This window comes from Desulfofundulus sp., from assembly GCF_049701015.1.
GTDB lineage: Bacteria > Bacillota > Desulfotomaculia > Desulfotomaculales > Desulfovirgulaceae > Desulfofundulus.
The window spans coordinates 17868-39348 of the sequence record NZ_JBNATZ010000001.1 but is presented as its reverse complement, the minus strand read 5'-3'; the positions used below and the strand labels follow the sequence as shown (position 1 = coordinate 39348).

Sequence of the window (21481 nt, the reverse complement as noted above, 5' to 3'; positions counted from 1 at the left end):
AACACCTGACCGAAAGATTGGGTATTACAGTGGAAAACCTGGACCTGCCGAACGCCTCCACCAGCACTCTGCGAAATTATCAGGAAGTCTTGTCTCACCTGAGCCAGCAGGTTTGGGAAGCGGGCGCTTCAGCCGGGGTGCTCCTGGATGCAAACGGCGACCGGCTGGTGCTGGTAGATGAGCGTGGGCGTATCATTCAAGACAACCTGCTGACCGCGCTGATCGCGCTTATCATTCTCCGTGCCAGGGGGGGGCCGGTGGTAGTTCCCGTTACAGCCCCGCGCGCTATTGAAACCCTGGCGGAGAAATACCGTGGTCAGGTCGTACGGACAAAAACTGCCGTTCAGGATTTTGTGGAAAAAGTTCTGGGGCAAGATGAATTCCAATTCTTATTAAATTTTGATGCCCTGGGTGCTCTCACCCGTATCCTTGAATTTGCCGCCAGAAACGGACTCACCCTCGGTAAGCTGGTAGATGAAATACCCACCTTTTTTATGGACCAGAAAGAGGTACCCGTACCCTGGGAAGCTAAAGGTCGGGTGATCAGGAGGTTAATCGAAGAGCCCCCTACCACCCAACTTGAGTTGCTGGATGGAGTAAAGGTTTTTCATCCCCAGGGATGGGCACTGGTTCTACCGGACCCCGACGAACCGGTTTGCCGGGTATTTACTGAAGGAGCATCGATGGAAATCGCACGGTCCTTGAGTGACTTCTACATTGATAAAATAAGTCAGATTGCGGGGTCTGCAGAAGCTACCGGGTAAAAAAAGCTCCCCTTAACGGGGAGCTCTTTTATACGGCTGCCACCAATTCTTCTTTGGAACGATACCAGGCATAATCGATATCGGGGAATATATTATTCGTATGTTCCAGCCAGGATAGCCAGCCCTCATCGATATGTCGCCCTTTGATCTCATCGTAAAGCCGCAGGAAATTCGACAAATGGCTTTTGGTACGCCTTACTGCGTACTCGACCATCGTGCCGGTACTCATGATAAAAGCCCAGTCACTGCTCTGGGCCAGGAGCAACTCCCGCGCTGCCTGATTTAAAGCCCTTCGTAAAAGCCCCTCGGCTTTGTTATAGGTATTGGCCAGTTCAATCATTCTGGATGCAGCCAGGTGAAGGTGACGGTAAATCCAATCATTGGCCTGGCAGAGCCAGACTTCGTTATACCCCTTGTTACCCCAGCTTGAAGGACAGGGCCTGGCCACCTGGTTACAGGGAAAACGCTGCAGGTAATCGCTGGGGGTAACCAGTTCAACCGTATCCTGATCAAAATGAATTTTGCGAATGAGAAATTCCAGCCACATGGGACCTTCAAACCACCAGTGGCCAAAAAGTTCAGCGTCATAGGGAGCAACAATAATAGGGGGCCTGTCCATGTACTGGGAGAGGTATTTGATCTGCAGTTCCCGGTTGAACATAAAGTTTCCCGCATGGACGGCAGCCTTTTCCCTTGCCCAGGCCGGAACATAAGGTTCCTTGTGGTTTGTTCGCCCGGTAATGCGGTAATATTTGATGCCTGTATGCACACGGATGCCGTCGGGATGAATATAAGGCTTGATGTAATCATAGTCCAGGTCAAAACCAATATCCCTGTAAAACTCCCGGTAATCAAAATCCCCGGGGTAACCTTCATTGGCACTCCATACCTGCTTGGAAGACTCCACATCCCGCCCAAATACGGCCACCCCCGAAGGGCAGTAAATAGGAGCGAATACCCCGTAGCGGGGCCTGTGAGAGGCAAATAAAACGCCGTGGGTGTCGGTAAAGAAAAAGCGAATACCGAACTCTTTTAAAATTTGGTCGATGCCCGGTCCATAAGCACATTCAGGTAACCAGATTCCACGCGGGGGCACACCAAAGTGCCGGCGGTGGACATCTACGGCTACGGCAATCTGTGCCCGGACAGCCTCGGGGTTGACCATGAGCAAGGGAAGGTACCCATGGGTGGCTGCACAGGTGATGATCTCCAAACGACCGAGATCCTGAAAGCGCTTGAAACCCTGGATTAAATTGCGCCCGTAAGTATGATGATACGTATGGGCAGTCTCGCGGAACAACCTCTGGTACATCAGTGCTGTCTCATGGAACGGGGTATTTCGCGTACGTTCTACTTCTTTATCGGCCAGTTCCATTAACTGTGCCAGATGACGCGAATAGCGTTCCTGCAACAGAGGATCTGTAAGCATAGAAACCAGAGGTGGCGACAGGGAAACTGTCAGGCGGAAAGGGATGCCATCGTTCACCAGACGCTCAAAGACGTGTAGAAGGGGGATATAGGTTTCGGTGATAGCCTCGTAAAGCCAACGTTCTTCTAAGAAATGCTCATGCTCCGGATGGCGTACATAGGGTAGATGGGCATGCAACACCAGCGTAAGGTATCCTTTGGCCATTTTACCAGTTCCTCCTCATTCTTTAACCTCTACTCCGGGGCCTGCCACCGGCGGTCCGAAACCGGGAGAACTTATTCCCAGGGGAACAACGGCCGCACGGCCGGCAACCTCCTGGATCAGCATGGGTGAACTGATACCAAACTGGAACTGGTAGGAACGATATACCCCTTCAATCCACATCCATTCTTCATCCAGGCATTCTGAAAGGCTTGATCTTGGAGTGGTCACCACATTGGACCGCAAAAGGGTAACAAACCGGCCATCGGGAAACATGCGACCCAGGTCGACACAGAAAGAGCGGTTGGGCTGGCCTACGGGGATATGCCAGTTATCCACCTCTTCCTGAACATTGATATCCATATAACTGTTGGCATTGTAGCCGTTGAAATTTACCCCCGTAACATCATAAACCCTTAAAACCGGGCGGGTATTGTTCCACGCCCGGGGCCCGTAAGTGGCGTTAAACTCTTCCTGCCGGGTGGCGGTTATTTCCCAATAAGCGTAGAGCCAATAAGGATCCCGGACCAAAAGCACCAGGCGATCAACGCCGTAGCGGCGGGGAAGTTCCGGAACTGAAGGTGGAGATGGTTCAACCGGCGGAACGGGCAAGGCCAGTTCTTCAGCAACTTCCTCATTGAACAGAGGTTGGGTAATTTTCTCCGAAGGCACCGGCCGGGACACCCGGCGCCGGGAGAACCATAAAAAAATAGCCAGAAACAGGACCACCAGGGCGATCCCGAAAAGGAACGGAACTAATGCGGTCATGAAGTACCCTCCTTTGGCAAAAATATAATAAATAACACCGGTTGCAGGGTGAGATAATTTAAAAAGGTCTTAAAAAGCTTTTTTTATTATTGCCTCGGTGCCGGGTTTTATGACCGAAAAATGATTCCCAACCTGCAAAAATTAACTTGCCTAGAAAAATTCGACCGGACGCCATAGCAGGGGGATTTTTGGTGAACATAAAAAAAGACCCGCCTCACTTCGGCGGGAACGAGAATTTAAAAGAAAGCTGAAGAGGATATTCAGTAAACATCAAGCAGGAAAACCTTTATCCTTTTGGTGTTCCATGTGATGGCCCTCTTCCACGTAAAAAGGCCATTTTTGGGCAAACCAGTCGTTCCACAGGACAGGAATAATCCACCAGAAAAGCCAGACGAGAGGTTTATTATTGAGATGCATACCGTGGTACTCCACAGGAGTATTTGCAAGCACCGAAGGAAGGCCCAGTACAGGCTCACAAACCTTATAGTAGATGACCCCGATGATAGCGGCAGCCGCAAAGACACCAATGGTACGGATAAACCAGCCGGCCACCACCCCCCACTGTTTCGGCCAGTTGTCAAAATAGTGGTTCCAAATCAGAAAAGGAATGAGGGTAAATCCTGCCAGTGTGGCCGTATGGTAATAGCGGTAATCCAGGCTTTCAATACCATCTTTTGCCAGAGGATCGACCGGCCCGTACATGGAAGCCATAACAGCCATGAGTACTTTGACTGTGAGCAGAGCCAAAACGAAAATGGAAACGGTGGCAAAAATACCTCGCCAGGGCTGGCTCTTTACAATATCCCAGGGCTTACCCTCCCAGACGTTGGCAGTCATAAACAGATAGACGATACACCATTCGTACCAGCCAATGTTAAAGTTCACAGTGGCACTGGGGCCGGCAATAACCGAAGACAATCCCTTCCACCATATGGTCTCGCCGAAGAATTCCTTGCTTACCAGGTAGGTAGCGAAATGCGGGAAAATGAGAATGCCGAAAAGGATAACGGTCACGACAGTACACAGGGACCATTCAGCCAGTCCGAGAGCGGGTTGCTTCATACCAGCAAAAGGCCACTTTTGAAACGCTATCGTCCAGAAAGCATACGTGAAAAAGCCAATTAGCACAAATAGAGTCAGCGCCGCTCCTACTACTTCATTGATGTGATGGTGGTCCAGTTTGGGCAGAGACTGATGGAGAGCCTCCGAACTCCAGAAGGGCATGGAAAGTTTGCCTAAAAATTGACCAAAGACTACATTGATGATGAACCAAACCGCCACCAGGTTGATAATAGTTTCCACCAGCAGCCGCTTGGGCGGTGTCAGGCTTTGAAAAGGGTAATCGCCGAACAAGAGGTGTTGCCACAGGCCGACCAGAATCATCCAGGCCATGAACGCCAGAAAGGGCTGTTCATACGTATGGAACGGCCCCCGCGGGTCCACAAAGATCCACCACACTACCAGGGCCACAACAGTGAAAGTAATGAGGGCAACAATTCCAGTTAACGGTTGGCCCCAGCGAGGTTTACCATGTCCTGCCATCCTTCTACCTCCCTCAAATTTCTATGCCTCCGGAAAGCAAATGTTACATGGTAATTCCCACCTCCTTTGCGCCATTTTGTAATAAAACCTCGAATTTATATAATGCAAGAATCGTGGCAACTTTCTGTAATGTCAGCCATCTTTTCTTCCCGCCGTTTCCCCCCGCTACAGCATGTCAAGCATGAGAAATATGTCAAGAACAGTAAACACAGAACTTGTCAAATCAACAGCTTGAATTATATTATTAAGTTGACGAAAGGAAGTAATTTTTAACGATATTTTCAAAGGGGTAGATCGTTGTTGCATATTGTCCTGGTTGAACCGGAAATTCCAGCTAACACAGGCAATATTGCCCGAACCTGTGCAGCCACGGGCAGTATCCTGCACCTGGTTCGTCCCCTGGGCTTCTCCACTGACGATAAATATCTAAAACGGGCGGGCCTGGATTACTGGCACCTGGTAGAAATACACTACCATGACTCTTTTGAAGAAGTGCGCCGTATGTATCCAAATCACCGTTTTTATTTTCTAAGCACCCGGGGCATACACCTGTACAATGAGGTAAAATATGGGCCGGACGACTTTCTGGTCTTTGGTAAGGAAACGCGGGGATTACCCGCGGAGCTGCTTTCCGCCAACCGGGACTACACCCTGCGTATCCCCATGCGGGAGGGTACCACCCGCTCCTTGAACCTGGCCAACTCCGTAGCACTGGTCCTCTATGAAGCCCTGCGCCAGCAGGGTTTTCCAGGGTTACGTTAAGTCAAAGTTGTGTAATTTCTAAAATTTTTGAAGGATTTTTGTTCTGCAGGAACGAATATTATTGTTTACACCTGGCTTTTTAACACCTGTCACCAGGGTAACACACCGGGAGGTAAATACATGGATTTAACCATAAAACAGCTACAGCAACGGTTGGAATCCCAGGGATACATCTGTGATCAGGACCTGGTAATTACTCTCTACCTCTCTTTGAAACTGGCCAAGCCCCTGCTGGTGGAAGGAGCCCCCGGGGTGGGGAAAACCGAGGTGGCCAAAGCTCTGGCCGGGGCATTAGATACGGAACTAATTCGTCTCCAGTGTTACGAAGGGTTGGACGAAAACCGGGCACTTTACGAGTGGAATTACCAGCGGCAGTTGCTTAAGATCGAAATCGCCAGGGGCAGTTGCGATCCTGCTGTCCTGGAAAAAGATCTCTTCGACCTGGAATATTTACTCGAAAGACCGCTATTAAAGGCTATCAGATCAGAGAAACAGGTTGTCCTGTTGATTGACGAAATTGATAAAACTGACCCGGAATTTGAAGCTTTCCTTTTTGAACTGCTCTCTGATTTTCAAATATCCATTCCCGAAGTGGGTACACTCAAAGCAAAGCAAATTCCCGCAGTGGTCTTAACCAGCAATGGCGAACGGGAATTGTCTGATGGTTTAAAACGCCGGTGCATTTATTTATATATCGATTATCCCACAATAGAAAAGGAAGTTCGCATTTTACAGGTTAAAGTACCCCAGGCCCGGGAGGAACTGGTTCACCAGGTGGTCCGGGCGGTAAACTATATCCGGTCTCATCTGGATTTAAAGAAGAAACCCTCAATTGCTGAAACGCTGGACTGGGCTCAGGCCCTTGTAGCCATGCATGTCGACGCGCTGACCCCGGAGATTCTTGGACAGACCTTGAACCTTTTCCTTAAAAACCGCGATGACCAGGAAACGTTGAAAAGGGAGGTGGGGTTGAGCGGGTTGTTGAAAAAGATCCGGGAGTTGGAAGAGGATGCCACCGGCCCCGCCGCGGTTACCTGTCATTGCGGCCACCATCACCTCTGTGGAGGAAGCACACATGGAAATCGATCCAATTAACCGGGTGGTGGCCCGGATGGGAGAGCAGGGCGAGAACACTCTGCTCCACAACCTTGTACGTTTTACACACATTTTGCGGCACCTGGGGGTTCGGGTCAGCATGGCAGAAACCCTGGATGCTTACCAGGTCCTGACACTGGTCGATCTTACATCCAGGGAACAGGTGAAGTCTGCTCTTGGAGCGGTTCTGGTAAAGAAAGCCACCGACCGGCAAATTTATAACCTGGCCTTTGATCGTTTCTTTGTCACACCTGAGGAAAAGAAAAAGCAACGTATATTAAGAAAAAAGCTGGAAGAAGATGAAGAACAGCGCCTGGCAGAAGCCCGGCAAAAATTGAACGAGGCACTCTCCCCATGGTTCACAGAGTTAAATTTCAACTCCGACGAGATCCGGACCTTCGCCCGTATGCCAGCCGGGGAACAAAAGCGTTTGACTGAAATTATCCGTCAAATGCATGGTAACCCGGTGAATGACCCGGGACGTCTTGTCGCCCGGGTAATGCAATCAGCACTCAATTACTGGCGCTACTACCTGCTGAAAACCCAGGGAGGAAAAGCCAGGCAGCAATTGGAGGCGGAACTGACCGGGGAAACGGAAATGGACGACGTAATTGCCGGCGTGGCTGCAGATTTTTACCGGGACCCTGATGATCAGTTGCTCCACCAGGACATGCAGCAGGTTGCCGATAGTGACCTGGAAAAATTCACTTCAATCCTTGAACGCCTGTCCCGAAGACTTGCCAACCGCCTTTCACGCCGTTACCGGAAAAGCAACCGCCGGCAGAAACTGGACATGCGCAGAACGATCCGCCGGAATATCGCTTTTGGTGGCTCGCCACTTAAATTATGCTATCGATCCCGCCGCCGTCAGCGCCCCCGCCTGTTACTAATATGCGACGTATCAGCCTCCATGGCTCGTTATGCCCGGTTCATCCTTCAGTTTATCTATGGTTTGAGCAGTGCAGCACGGGATATCGAAAGCTTCGTCTTTTCCGACGATCTGGAACGAATTACCCCTTACTTCCATCGGAATGAAGGCTTTGTACCGGTTATGACAAAACTTATCAATTCCAGCCGTCAGTGGGGGAAGACTACTAACTTTAACGCATCCTTGAAAACTTTTCACCGACACTGGCGCCACCTGCTTACTGGCGATACTCTGGTAGTCATAGTCAGTGACACAAAGACTATTGCTCCGCAGGAGGCCGCCCGTGAACTTGCTGCTCTGCGGGAACGGGTACGGGAGATTCTATGGCTCAACCCCGTTCCCCGCAAGCAATGGTCCTGCTTACCGGGTATTGCTGCATTCCTGCCATACGTCAACATGTTTGAATGTTATACCCTGCATCACCTGGAAGCGATCCTTGACAGGCAAATGATGAGCATAAGTTAAAATCTCCTGGAACATAAATAACATGCCCGGCTGCAGGTGGGGAGGTGGTATCTTGGCTATCAACAAAGCTGAAAGCACCGCTTTTTTGAGGGATGAGTTATCTATTTTCAATTGCTTGCATAATCTGGTCGTTGCCGTTGACTATCAAGGCCGTGTTATCATTTTCAACCCCACCAGTGAACGGGTTTTTAATTACCCGGCAGAAAAGGCTCTGGGTCGCCCCATCAGGGAGGTCGTTCCTTTTACAGGTCTGCCCAAGGTATTGCAGACGGGAAAGCCCCACATCGGCCGAAAATTTATTGTGGGCAATGCCCTGTATGTGGTCAACCGCACACCCATAATCCGCAATAACAACATTGTGGGCGCTATCGGCGTAGCTCAAGAAATTACCGAACTCCAACATCTAGCCCAGGAACTGAAAGAAATCAAGGAAGTCAACGGCCTCCTGGAAAATATCTTTCACTGCACGAATGAAGGATACATTGCCATCGGCAATGACGGCCGGGTCCTGATGCTGAACGAACCCATGGCGGAACTGCTGGGCGTTACTATTGAAACTACCGTAGGCCGCCACATCCGTGAAGTAGCCCCCGATAAACGTCTGCACCAGGTACTCTGGACTGGAAAATTGCAGTATGGGGAAGTCGTACGCATACGGGGCAGAGAAACAGTAATCATGCGGGTACCCCTTTACAACCAGGGCAAGCTGATTGGAGCAGTAAGCAAAGTTATATTCCAGGACGTGGAACAGCTTCTCGCCCTGGCAGAAAAAATAAGCATACAAAGGAGAAATTTTACCTGCCCTTCCACGACAAATAACGACAACCAGACCGCACGTTACACCGTTGAAAACCTGATCGGTACCAGCAGGGAGATGGTACGGCTCAAGGAAACCATACTGCGGGTGGCTCAGGGACCCTCTACAGTGTTGATCCGGGGAGAGAGCGGTACAGGCAAAGAACTGGTCGCTCATGCCCTTCATATGGCTTCCCCACGCCACCGTGGACCCTTCGTTAAAGTTAATTGCGCTGCCGTACCGGAAAACCTTCTGGAATCGGAACTTTTCGGTTACCAGGAAGGTGCTTTTACCGGAGCTAGAAAAGGTGGTCAAATCGGCAAATTTGAACAGGCCGATGGAGGAACCATTTTTCTCGACGAAATTGGGGATATGCCACTCCCCATGCAGGCCAAGATATTACGGGTCCTCCAGGAGAAGGAAATTGAACGCCTTGGAGACACCCGGCCTCGAGCTGTTGATGTACGGGTAGTGGCAGCCACCAACCGAAATCTGGAGGAGTTAATCAAGCAGGGACAATTCAGGGAAGATCTTTTTTACCGCCTGAATGTAGTATCCCTTTACATTCCACCCCTGCGGAACAGGCCGGACGACATTCCCATGCTGGTACAGCATTTTATCAAGAAATTTAACAGGGAATTCGGCCTTCTGGTACGAGATGTGTCACCTGAAGTCCGGGAGGTGCTTCACGCCTACGACTGGCCTGGAAACGTAAGGGAACTGGAAAACGTAATGGAGAGGGCTTTTAACCTGGTTGAAGGAGATATCATAGGAATAAAACATATGCCTCCCTACCTCCAAAAAATAAGCCAGGGCAAAAAAAGAGATCTGCATAACCGCACCCTTGCCACATTACTCCAGGAGGTGGAAAAAGAAGCTGTTCTGGAAGCCCTGGCCTCTTCAGGTGGCAATAAAATGCAGGCTGCTAAAATGCTGGGGATATCCAGGGCCTGGTTATACAAGAAGATGAGACAACACGGCATCAGGGAATAAAAATGTTGATTTACCTGAAGAAAAAGAAGGATTTCAGTTCAGAACAGCGAAGACATATTATGTTACTTCCACATACCTGGTAACTTGCAAGAATCAACCCGAACCGGAACGAACCCCATAACAACATAAAAGCAGTCAAGCAAAAACGGGGAGCTCCTGTTAGGGGCTGAGAAAGGGCTTGTGAGCACCTGACCCGCTGAACCTGCCCGGGGTAATGCCCGCGAAGGGAAAAAGCCGTCTGAGGTTACTGTGGCGCATCCTTTTGTGGGTGCGCTTTTTATTTCTAGCTACTATTAAGGAAGGAGTGGGTTTTAAAATGTATCTGGAAGACATTACTATTTCCAGGGCCATTATCACAAGGTACCAGGAGGAACTGCTGGAAGCACTCGAATCAGACGTGGCTGTAGTGGGCGGAGGCCCGTCAGGACTGGTGGCAGCCTGCTACCTGGCCCGGGCAAACAAAAAAGTGGTCCTCTTTGAACGCAAACTGAGCATCGGCGGGGGTATGTGGGGCGGCGGGATGATGTTCAACCAGATTGTAGTTCAGGATGAAGCATTACCCATTCTCAGAGAATTTGGCATCTCCTACCGTACATTCGAGGAAGGTTACTATACGGCCAGCTCCGTAGAAGCCGTTGCTGCCCTGACCCTTGGTGCGGTACGTGCCGGAGCAAAGATCTATAATTTAATTTCCGTGGAGGATGTCATGGTCAGGGATAATCGAATAACCGGCCTGGTTATCAACTGGACCCCCGTCGATCTTGGCAACCTGCATGTTGATCCCCTGACGGTACAATCGGAATATGTTATAGATTGCACCGGACATGATGCCCGGATAGCCAATATGGTGGTTAAAAAAATGGGAGCTGTCTTAAGAACCAGAACAGGTAACCTGGAAGGAGAGAAACCCATGTGGGCCGAACGGGGGGAAATGGCCACAGTGGCCAATACACGCGAAGTTTACCCCGGGCTCTACGTAGCGGGCATGGCGGCAAACGCAGTTTGCGGTGGTCATCGCATGGGGCCGATTTTCGGTGGGATGCTACTGTCAGGTCGACGGGCGGCCAGGCTTATTCTTGGCGAAGAGTAAACGGGCAGGACCAGCGCGAGCAGGATTTTACCTCATTTAAACGAATGAGTATCATACCAATGAGTATTATAAAAAAGCTGGATTTATCCAGGAGTGTCTGAAGATTATGTTCATACACCTTCATGTGCACACCGAATACAGCCTGCTGGACGGTGCGGCCCGGATCAAGGAAGTAGTAGCCAGAGCAAGGGAATTGGGTATGGAGTCACTGGCCATTACCGACCATGGTGTTATGTTTGGAGTTGTCGACTTTTACAAGGCCTGCCAGAAAGAAGGTATTAAACCCATCCTGGGTTGTGAGGTTTATGTAGCTCCCCGCACCATGAAAGACCGCACACCCAGGGTGGATGATCACCTCTATCACCTGGTCTTGCTGGCCGAAAACCAGACCGGGTACCGTAACCTCCTGCAACTGGTCTCCGTGGCCTATACCGAAGGTTTTTATTACAAACCCCGGATTGACAAAGAGACCCTGGCCAGATACAGCGAAGGGTTGATTGCTCTAAGTGGCTGTATAGCTGGAGAAGTGCCCAGCCGGCTCCTGGCCGGGGAGAAAGAAAAAGCCGTGGAAGCGGCTGCTATTTACCAGGACATCTTTGGTCGAGGGAATTTCTATCTGGAATTGCAGGATCATGGCCTGCCCGAACAACGCAAAGTTAATAGGGAACTTTTGCGCCTGCACCGGGAAATGAACATACCCCTGGTGGTAACCAACGACGTCCACTATGTAAAAAAAGAGCATGCCGAGATACAGGATATCCTGCTCTGTATTCAGACAGGGAAAAGCGTGGATGATCCTTCCCGCATGAAATTCGATTCCCAGGAGCTCTACCTGAAAAGCGAAGAAGAAATAGCTCTTCTTTTTGGAGATTTTAAAGAGGCCATGATTAATACCTGCCTCATTGCCGAACGCTGCCGGGTTGAACTCAACTTTGGCCAGACCCATCTCCCGCATTACCAGGTACCCGAGGGTCATGACGTAGATAGCTACCTTGAGCAGCTCTGTCTGGAAGGAGTACGACGCCGCTACGGGGAGATGACCGAACCGGTACGGCAGCGTTTGGAATATGAGCTCAAAGTTATCCGGCAGATGGGTTACTCCGCCTACTTCCTGATAGTGTGGGATTTTATCCATTATGCCCGGCAGAAGGGAATACCGGTAGGACCCGGCCGGGGTTCTGCCGCCGGTAGCCTGGTAGCCTACGTACTGGGAATTACCAACCTTGATCCTCTAAAGTACGGCCTGCTATTTGAACGTTTCCTGAACCCGGAACGAGTCTCCATGCCTGACGTGGATGTGGACCTGTGCTTTGAGCGTCGGGGAGAAGTAATTAACTACATCACCAGCAAATATGGAGCGGACAGGGTAGCTCAAATTGCCACCTTTGGTACCATGGCCGCCAGGGCTGCCATCAGGGATGTAGGGCGGGCATTAAATATGCCCTATGGAGAAGTGGATAAAATAGCCAAACTGGTGCCCGCAGAATTGCACATGACTATCGAACGGGCCCTCAGTGAATCCGTTGAATTAAAAGAACTATATGAACAAAATCCCCAGGTAAAAAAATTAATCGATACCGCTGCCCTGCTGGAAGGTATGCCCAGGCACGCCTCAACCCATGCAGCGGGTGTGGTGATCACCAAAGAGCCTTTAACACACTATCTGCCGCTCTACAAGGCTGCGGACGGGCCACTGACCACACAGTTTGCTAAAGATCAGGTAGAAGAATTGGGCCTGTTAAAAATGGATCTCCTGGGCCTGCGTACCCTGACGGTCATTGCCGATACCCTGAAACTCATCCGGGAAAACGGTGGGCCGGAAATAAACATTGATGAAATCCCCTTAGACGACCCAAAAACCTTCGACCTGTTATGCCGGGGCGAAGGAAGCGGCGTGTTTCAGCTGGAGTCCAGCGGTATGCGCGCACTGTTAAAAGAGCTGCGTCCCGAGGTGTTTGAGGACATTGTCGCCCTGGTGGCCCTTTACCGGCCTGGCCCCCTCGGAAGCGGCATGGTGGAAGACTTTATCAAGAGCAAGCACGGAGAAAAGAAAGTTACTTATCTGGACCCCCGGCTGGAACCGATATTAAGAGATACCTACGGCGTCATTCTCTACCAGGAGCAGGTTATGCGCATTGCCAGCGACCTGGCAGGTTTTACCCTGGGGGAAGCCGACCTTTTGCGCCGGGCCATGGGTAAAAAGAAGCCTGAAATTATTGCCGGGTTGAGAAACCAGTTTATCGAAGGAGCGGTCAAGAACGGGGTCGACCCGCAAATTGCCGGGCAGATTTTCGACCTTATGGAGTACTTCGCCGGTTACGGCTTTAACAAAAGCCATAGTGCCGCCTATGCTCTGGTTGCGTACCAGACGGCTTACCTGAAAGCCAATTATCCAGCACAATACATGGCGGCCTTGCTTACTTCGGTACGGGACAACACGGACAAGGTGGCAGCATATGTGGAGGAATGCCGCCGTATGGGTCTGGAAGTCCTGCCCCCGGATGTCAACGAAAGCCGGGAAAGTTTCACCGTGGTTGGAGGTAAAATCCGTTTCGGCCTGGCAGCAATTAAAAACGTGGGCGAGGGTGCAGTGCAGGCCATTATCAGATCCCGTCAGGAGAAGGGGCCATTTAAAAATTTTGCCGATTTTTGCAGGCGGATGGATACGAGGACTATCAACCGGCGGGTTCTGGAGAATCTCATTAAAAGCGGAGCGCTGGATTCCCTGGGCCATCACCGGGCACAACTTATGGCAGGCATCGAGCTTGGTCTTTCCCTGGCCCAGCAATCCCAGCAGCAACGACAAAACGGCCAGCTAACCTTTGAGCAGTTCTGGGGGGAAGCAGCAGAAGATATTGTACTGCCTCGTGTACAGAAATATTCCCGTGCCGAAATGCTGGCATTGGAAAAAGAAGCATTGGGATTATACATCAGCGGTCATCCCCTGGAAGAATACCGCCAGGCTCTGGCAGAAGAAACCACTGCCTCGGTGGCAGAAATTGGAGAGGAGGATCAGGGAGGGGTTACAGTTGGCGGCATGCTTACCTCCTTAAAGCGTATCACCACCCGCAGGGGGGAACCCATGGCTTTTGGTACCCTGGAGGACCTTACCGGTAGTATTGAAGTAATTTTCTTCCCCCGCGTTTACCAGCAATACGCCAAACTCATTATCCCTGAAGGTGTACTGTTAATCCGGGGGCAGATAAGTTCCACCGGCGACAGAGTGAAGATTGTGGCTGAAGAGGTATCCCCCTTACTAAAGAAAATCAATGCCAGCCTCTATCTGCAAATCAGGGAAGCCACTCCCCGGTTAATCAGGCAGGTACAGCACGTCCTGAGCAATTTTCCCGGTTCCTCACCGGTGTACCTGTATTTCCCCCGGGAAAAGAAGCTGGCCCGGGTATCCCGGGATTACTGGATTAACCTGGCATCACCGGTAGTCACGGAACTGGCCGCCATTTTAGGACCGGACAACGTGAGAATAAAGGAATCACCTGGCAGGTAGCTTGTCAAAGGACGTGCGGTATGCTATGATGGAACTGCTAAAACCCGGTAATCTACCTGAAAAGGGGGGTACCTGCATGCCTGAAAGCTGGGAAATTAATGCCGACTATGTGGCGGTCAAAGCCCTGGAAAACGGGGTTACCATTATCGGCCTCACCCGTGGGAAGGATACCCGCTTTCATCACTCAGAAAAGCTGGATAAAGGTGAAATCATGATCGCCCAATTTACAGAACACACTTCTGCCATCAAAATCCGCGGCAAGGTAGAAGTAATGACCCGGTACGGCGTCATGCGTAATGATGATCTGGCCTGAAAAAGTATCCAGGGTTTATACTCTGGATATACTTATTGTTATAGTCCTTCTAATTCCAAATTAATTAAATCCCGGCCCCGGGGGTGGGAATCTTGTGGACTGTGGTTTATATTGCACCAAACAAAAAAGAAGCGACGCGCATTAAGGAAATTCTGTCCAAAGAAGGAATACTGGTCAAACTGCGGGAACTTTCGCCAACTCATTGCGGACACAACTGCTCGGTAGAAATTCTGGTGCCGGAAGCAGAAGTTGACGAAGCCCTGGAAATTATAAACACCATCTGACTCCTTGTGGAGGAGCAAAATGCTGGATATTTTCAAGAGACAGCGACAGCGTTACGCCACGGTAAAATCGGCCGGCCGGGAAATACCCAACGGCTTGTGGGTAAAGTGTCCCCGTTGCCAGGAAATTCAGTTCACAGGAGAACTGGGGAAACACTTAAAGGTCTGTACCAGGTGCGGTTATCATTTTCGTCTTACTGCCCAGGAGCGTATTAAGATAACAATTGATGAGGGAACATTTACCGAATGGGACCGGGATATGATGCCTGTCAACCCCTTCGGGGACATTGAGTATGATGAAAAGCTGGCCAGGGCCTGCCGGGAAACCGGACTGAATGAAGCAGTAGTTACCGGAGAAGGGGACATTGACGGACACCGGGTTGTAATAGCCGTAATGGATACCCGCTTTATGATGGCCAGTATGGGTACGGTGGTAGGTGAAAAGATAACCCGGGCAATTGATGGAGCCCGGGAAAGAAATTTACCGCTGGTTATTTTCGCTGCATCCGGAGGCGCCCGCATGCAGGAAGGGGTACTTTCGTTAATGCAAATGGCCAGGACATGCGCAGCCCTCTCTTCCTTTTCCGAAGCGGGACTTCTCTACATATCTGTACTTACCGACCCGACAACAGGTGGGGTTAGTGCCAGTTTTGCCTTCCTGGGGGATATCATCCTGGCTGAACCGGGGGCACTGATTGGTTTTGCAGGTCCCAGGGTGATTGAGCAAACCATCCGCCAGAAACTGCCCGAAGGTTTTCAGAGAGCTGAATTTCTGCGCCAGCACGGTTTTTTAGACGCTGTGGTTCCCCGGTCGAAGTTGAAATCCACCCTGGCTCAAATATTAGATTTACACCGGAGCGAGTAAGATGGTTTACGATTTCGAACAGCCAATCATTGAACTGGAGGCAAAAATCAACGAGCTACAACGGTTTGCCAGCGAAAAGGGCATTGATCTGAGCAGGGAAATCGAAAACCTGGAAAAAAGGGCCCGGGAACTCAAACAAACCATTTACGGACAGCTTACCCCGTGGCAGAAGGTACTTATCGCCCGCCACCCTGAACGCCCGAATACCCTGGACTATATCAACATGCTGTGCACGGACTTCATCGAATTCCACGGGGACAGGTGTTTCGGAGATGACCCGGCAATATTGGGGGGTATCGCGAGATTTCGTGGACGGGCAGTAACAGTAATCGGCCACCTGAAAGGTCACGATACCAGGGAAAACCTGGCCCGTAACTTTGGGATGGCCCATCCCGAAGGATATCGCAAAGCTCTGAGGCTTATGCGGCAGGCCGAAAAGTTTAAACGGCCGGTCATAACTTTCATCGACACTCCCGGTGCGTACCCCGGCATGGGAGCGGAAGAAAGGGGACAGGCCCATGTTATTGCTCTGTGTATTTCAGGCATGCTTGCCCTGCGCGTACCGGTAATATCAGTGATAATGGGTGAAGGTGGCAGTGGAGGGGCACTGGCTCTTGCTGCAGGTGACCGCATACTGATGCAGGAACATGCCATTTTTTCGGTGATTTCCCCGGAAGCCTATGCCACCATTCTCTGGAAAGACGCATCCCGTTGCCGGGATGCTGCCGGAGTGATGAAAATAACCGCGCAGGACCTCCACGCGCGCCAACTGGTAGACGAGGTTATTCCAGAACCGCTCGGTGGTGCCCACCGGGACAAAAAAGAAGCTGCGCGGATGATGGGGGAAGTTATAGCCCGCCACCTGGAAGAACTTCTGAACCATCCTGCGGACGAACTCATTAAACGACGCCACGCCCGTTTCAGATCCATCGGCCCTGAATATTTACCTGGCAATAACATAACTTAATAATGCAATTTACCTTGAAGCCAGGGAGGTATTTTTTTGCTGAGGATAGGTATTTTAACCAGCGGTGGCGACTCTCCAGGGATGAATGCGGCTATCCGGGCGGTAGTACGTAAGGCTATTTACCATGGCCTGGAAGTGATTGGCATCAAAAGAGGTTTTAATGGTTTTATTGAAGGAGACATGGAACCCATGCGTCTGGGTTCAGTAGCAGATATCATTCACCGGGGAGGAACCATTTTACATACGGCCCGCTCCGAACAATTCAAAACTCCCGCGGGGCGGGCCAAAGCGTGGGAAAACGTAGAGCGTTTCGGCCTGGAGGGGCTGGTAGTTATCGGCGGTGACGGGTCCTTTACCGGAGCATACATCTTCCACCGTGAATACGGCCTTCCGGTAGTAGGTATTCCGGGAACTATCGATAACGATATAAGCGGTACGGATTATTCGATTGGCTTTGATACCGCCGTCAATACAGCAGTGGACGCCATCAATAAAATCCGTGACACAGCCACTTCCCACGAGCGGACCTTTATTGTGGAAGTAATGGGCCGTAACACGGGCTTTATCGCTGTCGCCGCAGGCCTGGCGGGAGGAGCCGAATCCATTATCATTCCGGAACACCCCTTCAGCATCGAAGAAGTTTGCCACAAACTCTGTAAGGGCTACCGGCGCGGGAAACTGCACAGCATCATAGTGGTTGCCGAGGGAGCAGGGAGCGGATTGGAAATAGGAAAACAGATCAAAGAACGAACAGGCTTTGATACCAAGGTGACCATCCTGGGACACCTCCAGCGGGGTGGCACACCGACAGCTTTCGATCGTATCCTGGCCAGTCAACTTGGAGCCCGTGCTGTAGAGCTGCTCATGCAAGGGGAAACCAGTAAAATGGTGGGCATGCTGTCCGGGAAAATTGTGGAAACCGACCTCGAGCAGGTCCTGGGGCAAAAAAAAGCCGTTGATCTCGATGTATACCGGCTGGCAAGCATTTTAGCCATATAAGGAGGAACAGGTCGTGAGACGAACTAAAATAATCTGCACTATCGGTCCAGCCTGCGAACAGGTAGAAACCCTCATGGAAATGATGAGGGCTGGTATGAATATAGCCAGGCTTAATTTTTCCCATGGTACCCACGAAGAACACGCCCGGCGCATTGCCAACATCCGCAAGGCTGCCAGCCTGGTAGGTAAGAATATTGCTATTTTACTGGATACAAAGGGACCTGAAATCCGCCTCGGCTATCTGGAAAAGGAACCCGTTGTACTTAAAGCGGGCCAGCGGGTGATCCTCACCACCGAAAACATCAAGGGAACGGCGGAACGCCTGCCCGTCACCTATGCCGGGTTGCCCCGGGACGTGGCACCAGGAAACATAATACTGATTGCGGATGGGCTGATCGAGTTACGGGTCATATCCTGCAGTGAACGCGAAGTGGAATGTGAGATAGTCCACGGAGGAGAATTGACGAGTCAAAAGGGAGTCAGTATTCCCGGCGTACCTGTGAACCTGCCCGCCATTACCGAGAAGGATATCCGGGACATAGAATTTGGCATTGAGCAGGAACTGGATTTTATCGCTGCCTCCTTTGTACGTAAGCCTGCGGATGTCCTGGCCATCCGGCGCATCCTGGAAGAGCACGGGGCGGATATGGATATTATCGCCAAGATTGAAAGTAAGGAAGGCGTGGAAAACCTGGATGAAATCATTAAAGTTGCCGATGGCATTATGGTTGCCCGAGGCGACCTGGGTGTTGGTCTTCCAGTAGAAGAAGTACCGCTGATCCAGAAATCCATCATCGAAAAATGCAATCTGGCTGGAAAACCGGTCATTACAGCCACCCAGATGCTGGAATCCATGATTCACAACCCCCGGCCCACCCGGGCTGAGGCCAGCGACGTAGCCAATGCTATCCTGGATGGAACTGACGCTATTATGCTCTCGGGAGAAACAGCCGCAGGACACTATCCGGTGGAAGCGGTAAAAACCATGGCCCGCATTGCCAGCCGCGTGGAACGCGCCCTCCCTTATGAAGAAATCTTACAGAGGCGGGGCCGGGTGCTGGCCCGCACGGTAACCGATGCTATCAGCCACGCTACGTGTACTACCGCTCAGGACCTGGAAGCCGCCGCCATTATTACTTCTACGGAAACAGGCTACACGGCTAAAATGGTGAGCAAATACCGCCCCCGTGCTCCGATCATTGCCGTGACCCCTGCAGCCCGGGTATTGCGTAAGCTGGCCCTGGTCTGGGGCGTACAACCTCTCCTGGTAGGACGAACCACAGATACAGATAATATGATTGCCTCAGCTATTGAAGTATCCCTGGCAGCGGATCTGATTAAACCCGGAGAACTGGTGGTCATTACGGCCGGTGTTCCCGTGGGGGTTCATGGTACCACCAATCTTTTGAAAGTTCACACTGTTGGGGATATCCTGGTTCGCGGCCAGGGCATCGGAACCCGGGCCGTGACGGGTCGTGTACGTATCTGCCACACCCTTAAAGATGCTCTGGAAAAGGTGGAACCCGGCGACATCCTGGTCACCCCCTTTACGGATAAGGACTTTATACCGGCCATAGAAAAGGCAGCCGCCCTGATTACGGAGGTCGGGGGACTCACTTCCCATGGTGCCATTGTAGGGCTGGAATTTGGCATTCCGGTAATTGTAGGGGTGGATGCCGCAACCTCCATTCTCACCGACGGAGAAACGGTAACGGTAGACGGACAGCGGGGCCTTGTATACCGGGGCACCGCCAGAGTACTGTAGCCCCTCCGGGGACAGGCCTGGATATTGAACGGACAAATTTGGCGCCGGCACACCTATATATAATACGCCTTTTACGGGCATGTTAAAGCCCGGGCAGGTGAATTTAAAATGAAAGAATGGGTCCTGAACTATCTGGGTACCCTGGGTGCATGGGGACTGTTCCTGGGGTTAGTTATCGAAGCCCTGGGTATTCCCTTTCCCGGAGGTTTAATGACCCTCCTGGCAGGCATTCTGGTAAACCAGGGAAAGCTTGATTTCTACCATATACTTGCAGCTGCCGTGCTCGGCTTTAATACGGGTGCCACAGCAGCTTATTTTATCGGCCGCTGCGTGGGAGAACCATTTTTGCTCCGGTACGGGAAATATTTAATGGTTACACCGACCAAGTTTAACCAGGCCCGTAACTGGATGTACCGGTCGGCACCGGCCTTTATCATTTTCGGGCGTTTTGTCCCCATGGTAAGCAACCTCACACCCTACCTGGCCGGGATTAGTCGGCTACCATTCGTACAGTTCTTAATTTATAATTTCATTTTTGCCTTGAGCTGGTCTTCTTTTAACCTTGGGATCGGGATCTTTTTCGGGCATCACTGGGAATCCATCGTCCCAATGATTCATTCACGGTTGCCCCTGCTGGCACTGGCAGTATTGATTGCCTATTTTATTTATCTTTTCCTCAAACAGAAGGCACTGAACCGCATCTAAAATCTGAGGAAAATTTTGTTCTCCAAAGTAGGGATAAACTAGTTTTCGTCGAATTAGGGTAGGTGAGTGTCTACCAGAAAAAACAAAGGGGTAAAGTATGCGCAAGGTTCCCACAACTTGTTTAAGACCCGGTTTAAAGGTCGGTCGGGCGGTTTACAATGCTTCCGGCCAGGTATTGCTCCAGGCCGGAACCATTCTTACCGAAAGATTTATTGCCAGGCTAAAAATGCTTGGTATCCCGGCCGTATACATAGATGACTTTGTGGGCGTAGAAGTAGAGGATGTCATTTCCGAGGAGACACGAGCCCAGGCTATAGCCAAAGTTAAGGCCCTGCTACTTTCGAAGACCCAGCAAAGTAGCGGTCCAGGACGCGCGTTAATTGGTGTAAAAGATATGACAAGTACAGTCAATGAAATCATTGATGAACTGCTGAGTCGGCGTTCATTGATGGTAAACCTGGTCGATATCAGGAATCTTGATGAATATACATTTGGTCATTCAGTCAACGTGTGTGTACTGGCAGTAATTACAGGGATAACCCTTGGGTACAGCCGCACCAAGTTACTGCATCTGGGCATGGCGGCTTTACTGCACGATATCGGCAAAACGCGTATTCCCTTAAAGATTTTAAACAAGCCCGGGCCATTGACCACTGAAGAATTTGAGCTTATTAAAAAACACTGTGTCTACGGAGCTGAGATTCTACAGCAGGACCCGGGAGCCAACTTGCTGTGCCGGATCGTAGCCATGCAACACCACGAACGTCATAACGGTCAGGGGTATCCCCTGGGGCTGAAGGGGGCACAAATACATGAATTTGCTCAGATCACAGGGCTGGTGGATATGTATGATGCTCTGACCGCCGACCGGGTCTACCGCCCGGCCTATCCCGTTCACGAAGCTTACGAAATGATTGCCGGCTCGGGTGACTTTTTATTTGACTTTGATATCGTACAGGCCTTCCTGAGTAATGTTGCGGCCTACCCGGTAGGTAGTCTCGTGCGCCTATCCAGCGGTGAAATTGGTGTGGTAGTTGAAACCAGGCGGGGTTTTTCTCTCTATCCCCGGGTACGTATTCTATTTTCGGCACAAAGACAACCTCTGGGCGAACCCTATGAAATAAACCTTGCGGAGCACCGTCACCTTTCTGTAGCGGAAGTTATCAAAGATTACTGGGAACCGTTTCCTGAGACTGTTAAAAATGTGACTTAAGCAAAGTAATTTTGCCCGGATATGCTCCGGAAAAT

The 21481-nt window shown here is 50.9% G+C and carries 17 protein-coding genes, 1 pseudogene and 1 riboswitch; of the genes and pseudogenes, 15 read left to right on the top strand and 3 right to left on the bottom strand.

What is annotated here, in order from left to right; all coding sequences use genetic code 11:
* Nucleotides 1-764: pseudogene (locus ACPLUI_RS00185) on the top strand (nucleotidyltransferase); the annotation flags it as partial.
* A gap of 28 nt (nt 765-792) precedes the next feature.
* Here the strand turns inward: ACPLUI_RS00185 and ACPLUI_RS00180 are convergent.
* The 3 genes from ACPLUI_RS00180 to ACPLUI_RS00170 form a co-directional block, all read right to left on the bottom strand.
* The gene (locus ACPLUI_RS00180) at nt 793-2397 is read right to left on the bottom strand and encodes a glycoside hydrolase family 57 protein (RefSeq protein WP_424658251.1); all 1605 of its coding nucleotides are present in this window, start codon (nt 2395-2397) and stop codon (nt 793-795) included.
* Between the two features lie 15 nt (nt 2398-2412).
* Nucleotides 2413-3162: a DUF4912 domain-containing protein gene (locus ACPLUI_RS00175; protein ID WP_424658250.1), complete on the bottom strand. Its 750-nt coding sequence runs from the start codon at nt 3160-3162 to the stop codon at nt 2413-2415.
* A 270-nt stretch (nt 3163-3432) separates the two neighbouring features.
* Nucleotides 3433-4704: a hypothetical protein gene (locus ACPLUI_RS00170; RefSeq protein WP_424658249.1), complete on the bottom strand. Its 1272-nt coding sequence runs from the start codon at nt 4702-4704 to the stop codon at nt 3433-3435.
* A gap of 300 nt (nt 4705-5004) precedes the next feature.
* On the opposite strand from ACPLUI_RS00170, the gene trmL reads away from it, so the two are divergent.
* The 14 genes from trmL to ACPLUI_RS00100 all read left to right on the top strand — a co-directional run bounded on the left by trmL (nt 5005) and on the right by ACPLUI_RS00100 (nt 21446).
* Nucleotides 5005-5466, top strand: a complete 462-nt coding sequence (gene trmL, locus ACPLUI_RS00165; RefSeq protein WP_424658248.1) for a tRNA (uridine(34)/cytosine(34)/5-carboxymethylaminomethyluridine(34)-2'-O)-methyltransferase TrmL — start codon at nt 5005-5007, stop codon at nt 5464-5466.
* Nucleotides 5467-5586: 120 nt separating this feature from the next.
* Nucleotides 5587-6561: an AAA family ATPase gene (locus tag ACPLUI_RS00160; protein WP_424658247.1), complete on the top strand. Its 975-nt coding sequence runs from the start codon at nt 5587-5589 to the stop codon at nt 6559-6561.
* Complete coding sequence (locus ACPLUI_RS00155) at nt 6542-7954, top strand: vWA domain-containing protein (RefSeq protein WP_424658246.1); 1413 nt, start codon at nt 6542-6544, stop codon at nt 7952-7954. Before ACPLUI_RS00160 ends, ACPLUI_RS00155 begins: the two co-directional genes overlap by 20 nt.
* Before the next feature lie 52 nt (nt 7955-8006).
* Nucleotides 8007-9743 (top strand): sigma 54-interacting transcriptional regulator, encoded by a 1737-nt coding sequence (locus ACPLUI_RS00150; RefSeq protein WP_424658245.1) that lies wholly within the window; start codon nt 8007-8009, stop codon nt 9741-9743.
* A 141-nt stretch (nt 9744-9884) separates the two neighbouring features.
* A riboswitch (TPP riboswitch) is annotated at nt 9885-9984 on the top strand.
* 75 nt (nt 9985-10059) lie between these two features.
* A complete protein-coding gene (locus tag ACPLUI_RS00145; protein WP_424658244.1) occupies nt 10060-10833 on the top strand; it encodes a sulfide-dependent adenosine diphosphate thiazole synthase in 774 nt (257 codons plus the stop codon).
* A gap of 106 nt (nt 10834-10939) precedes the next feature.
* Nucleotides 10940-14338, top strand: coding sequence for a DNA polymerase III subunit alpha (locus ACPLUI_RS00140; RefSeq protein ID WP_424658243.1), 3399 nt, complete (start codon nt 10940-10942; stop codon nt 14336-14338).
* Nucleotides 14339-14414: 76 nt separating this feature from the next.
* Nucleotides 14415-14651, top strand: a complete 237-nt coding sequence (gene mtrB, locus ACPLUI_RS00135; protein WP_424658242.1) for a trp RNA-binding attenuation protein MtrB — start codon at nt 14415-14417, stop codon at nt 14649-14651.
* Between the two features lie 92 nt (nt 14652-14743).
* Nucleotides 14744-14935: a glutamate decarboxylase gene (locus tag ACPLUI_RS00130; RefSeq protein WP_424658241.1), complete on the top strand. Its 192-nt coding sequence runs from the start codon at nt 14744-14746 to the stop codon at nt 14933-14935.
* Nucleotides 14936-14954: 19 nt separating this feature from the next.
* Nucleotides 14955-15797: an acetyl-CoA carboxylase, carboxyltransferase subunit beta gene (gene accD / locus ACPLUI_RS00125; RefSeq protein ID WP_424658240.1), complete on the top strand. Its 843-nt coding sequence runs from the start codon at nt 14955-14957 to the stop codon at nt 15795-15797.
* Nucleotide 15798: 1 nt separating this feature from the next.
* Nucleotides 15799-16764, top strand: coding sequence for an acetyl-CoA carboxylase carboxyltransferase subunit alpha (locus ACPLUI_RS00120; protein WP_424658239.1), 966 nt, complete (start codon nt 15799-15801; stop codon nt 16762-16764).
* Nucleotides 16765-16800: 36 nt separating this feature from the next.
* Nucleotides 16801-17763, top strand: coding sequence for a 6-phosphofructokinase (pfkA, locus tag ACPLUI_RS00115; protein ID WP_424658238.1), 963 nt, complete (start codon nt 16801-16803; stop codon nt 17761-17763).
* Between the two features lie 13 nt (nt 17764-17776).
* Nucleotides 17777-19528 (top strand): pyruvate kinase, encoded by a 1752-nt coding sequence (gene pyk / locus ACPLUI_RS00110; protein ID WP_424658237.1) that lies wholly within the window; start codon nt 17777-17779, stop codon nt 19526-19528.
* 108 nt (nt 19529-19636) lie between these two features.
* A complete protein-coding gene (locus ACPLUI_RS00105) occupies nt 19637-20233 on the top strand; it encodes a DedA family protein (RefSeq protein ID WP_424658236.1) in 597 nt (198 codons plus the stop codon).
* 97 nt (nt 20234-20330) lie between these two features.
* A complete protein-coding gene (locus ACPLUI_RS00100; RefSeq protein WP_424658235.1) occupies nt 20331-21446 on the top strand; it encodes an HD-GYP domain-containing protein in 1116 nt (371 codons plus the stop codon).
* Nucleotides 21447-21481: the final 35 nt, after the last annotated feature.

Bases quoted from the DNA above. Each gene is read 5' to 3' on its own strand.
- ACPLUI_RS00180 (WP_424658251.1), bottom strand. From the start codon at position 2,397: ATGGCCAAAGGATACCTTACGCTGGTGTTGCATGCCCATCTACCCTAT.
- ACPLUI_RS00175 (WP_424658250.1), bottom strand. From the start codon at position 3,162: ATGACCGCATTAGTTCCGTTCCTTTTCGGGATCGCCCTGGTGGTCCTG.
- ACPLUI_RS00170 (WP_424658249.1), bottom strand. From the start codon at position 4,704: ATGGCAGGACATGGTAAACCTCGCTGGGGCCAACCGTTAACTGGAATT.
- ACPLUI_RS00160 (WP_424658247.1), top strand. From the start codon at position 5,587: ATGGATTTAACCATAAAACAGCTACAGCAACGGTTGGAATCCCAGGGA.
- ACPLUI_RS00155 (WP_424658246.1), top strand. From the start codon at position 6,542: ATGGAAATCGATCCAATTAACCGGGTGGTGGCCCGGATGGGAGAGCAG.
- ACPLUI_RS00145 (WP_424658244.1), top strand. From the start codon at position 10,060: ATGTATCTGGAAGACATTACTATTTCCAGGGCCATTATCACAAGGTAC.
- ACPLUI_RS00140 (WP_424658243.1), top strand. From the start codon at position 10,940: ATGTTCATACACCTTCATGTGCACACCGAATACAGCCTGCTGGACGGT.
- mtrB (WP_424658242.1), top strand. From the start codon at position 14,415: ATGCCTGAAAGCTGGGAAATTAATGCCGACTATGTGGCGGTCAAAGCC.
- accD (WP_424658240.1), top strand. From the start codon at position 14,955: ATGCTGGATATTTTCAAGAGACAGCGACAGCGTTACGCCACGGTAAAA.
- ACPLUI_RS00120 (WP_424658239.1), top strand. From the start codon at position 15,799: ATGGTTTACGATTTCGAACAGCCAATCATTGAACTGGAGGCAAAAATC.
- ACPLUI_RS00105 (WP_424658236.1), top strand. From the start codon at position 19,637: ATGAAAGAATGGGTCCTGAACTATCTGGGTACCCTGGGTGCATGGGGA.
- ACPLUI_RS00100 (WP_424658235.1), top strand. From the start codon at position 20,331: ATGCGCAAGGTTCCCACAACTTGTTTAAGACCCGGTTTAAAGGTCGGT.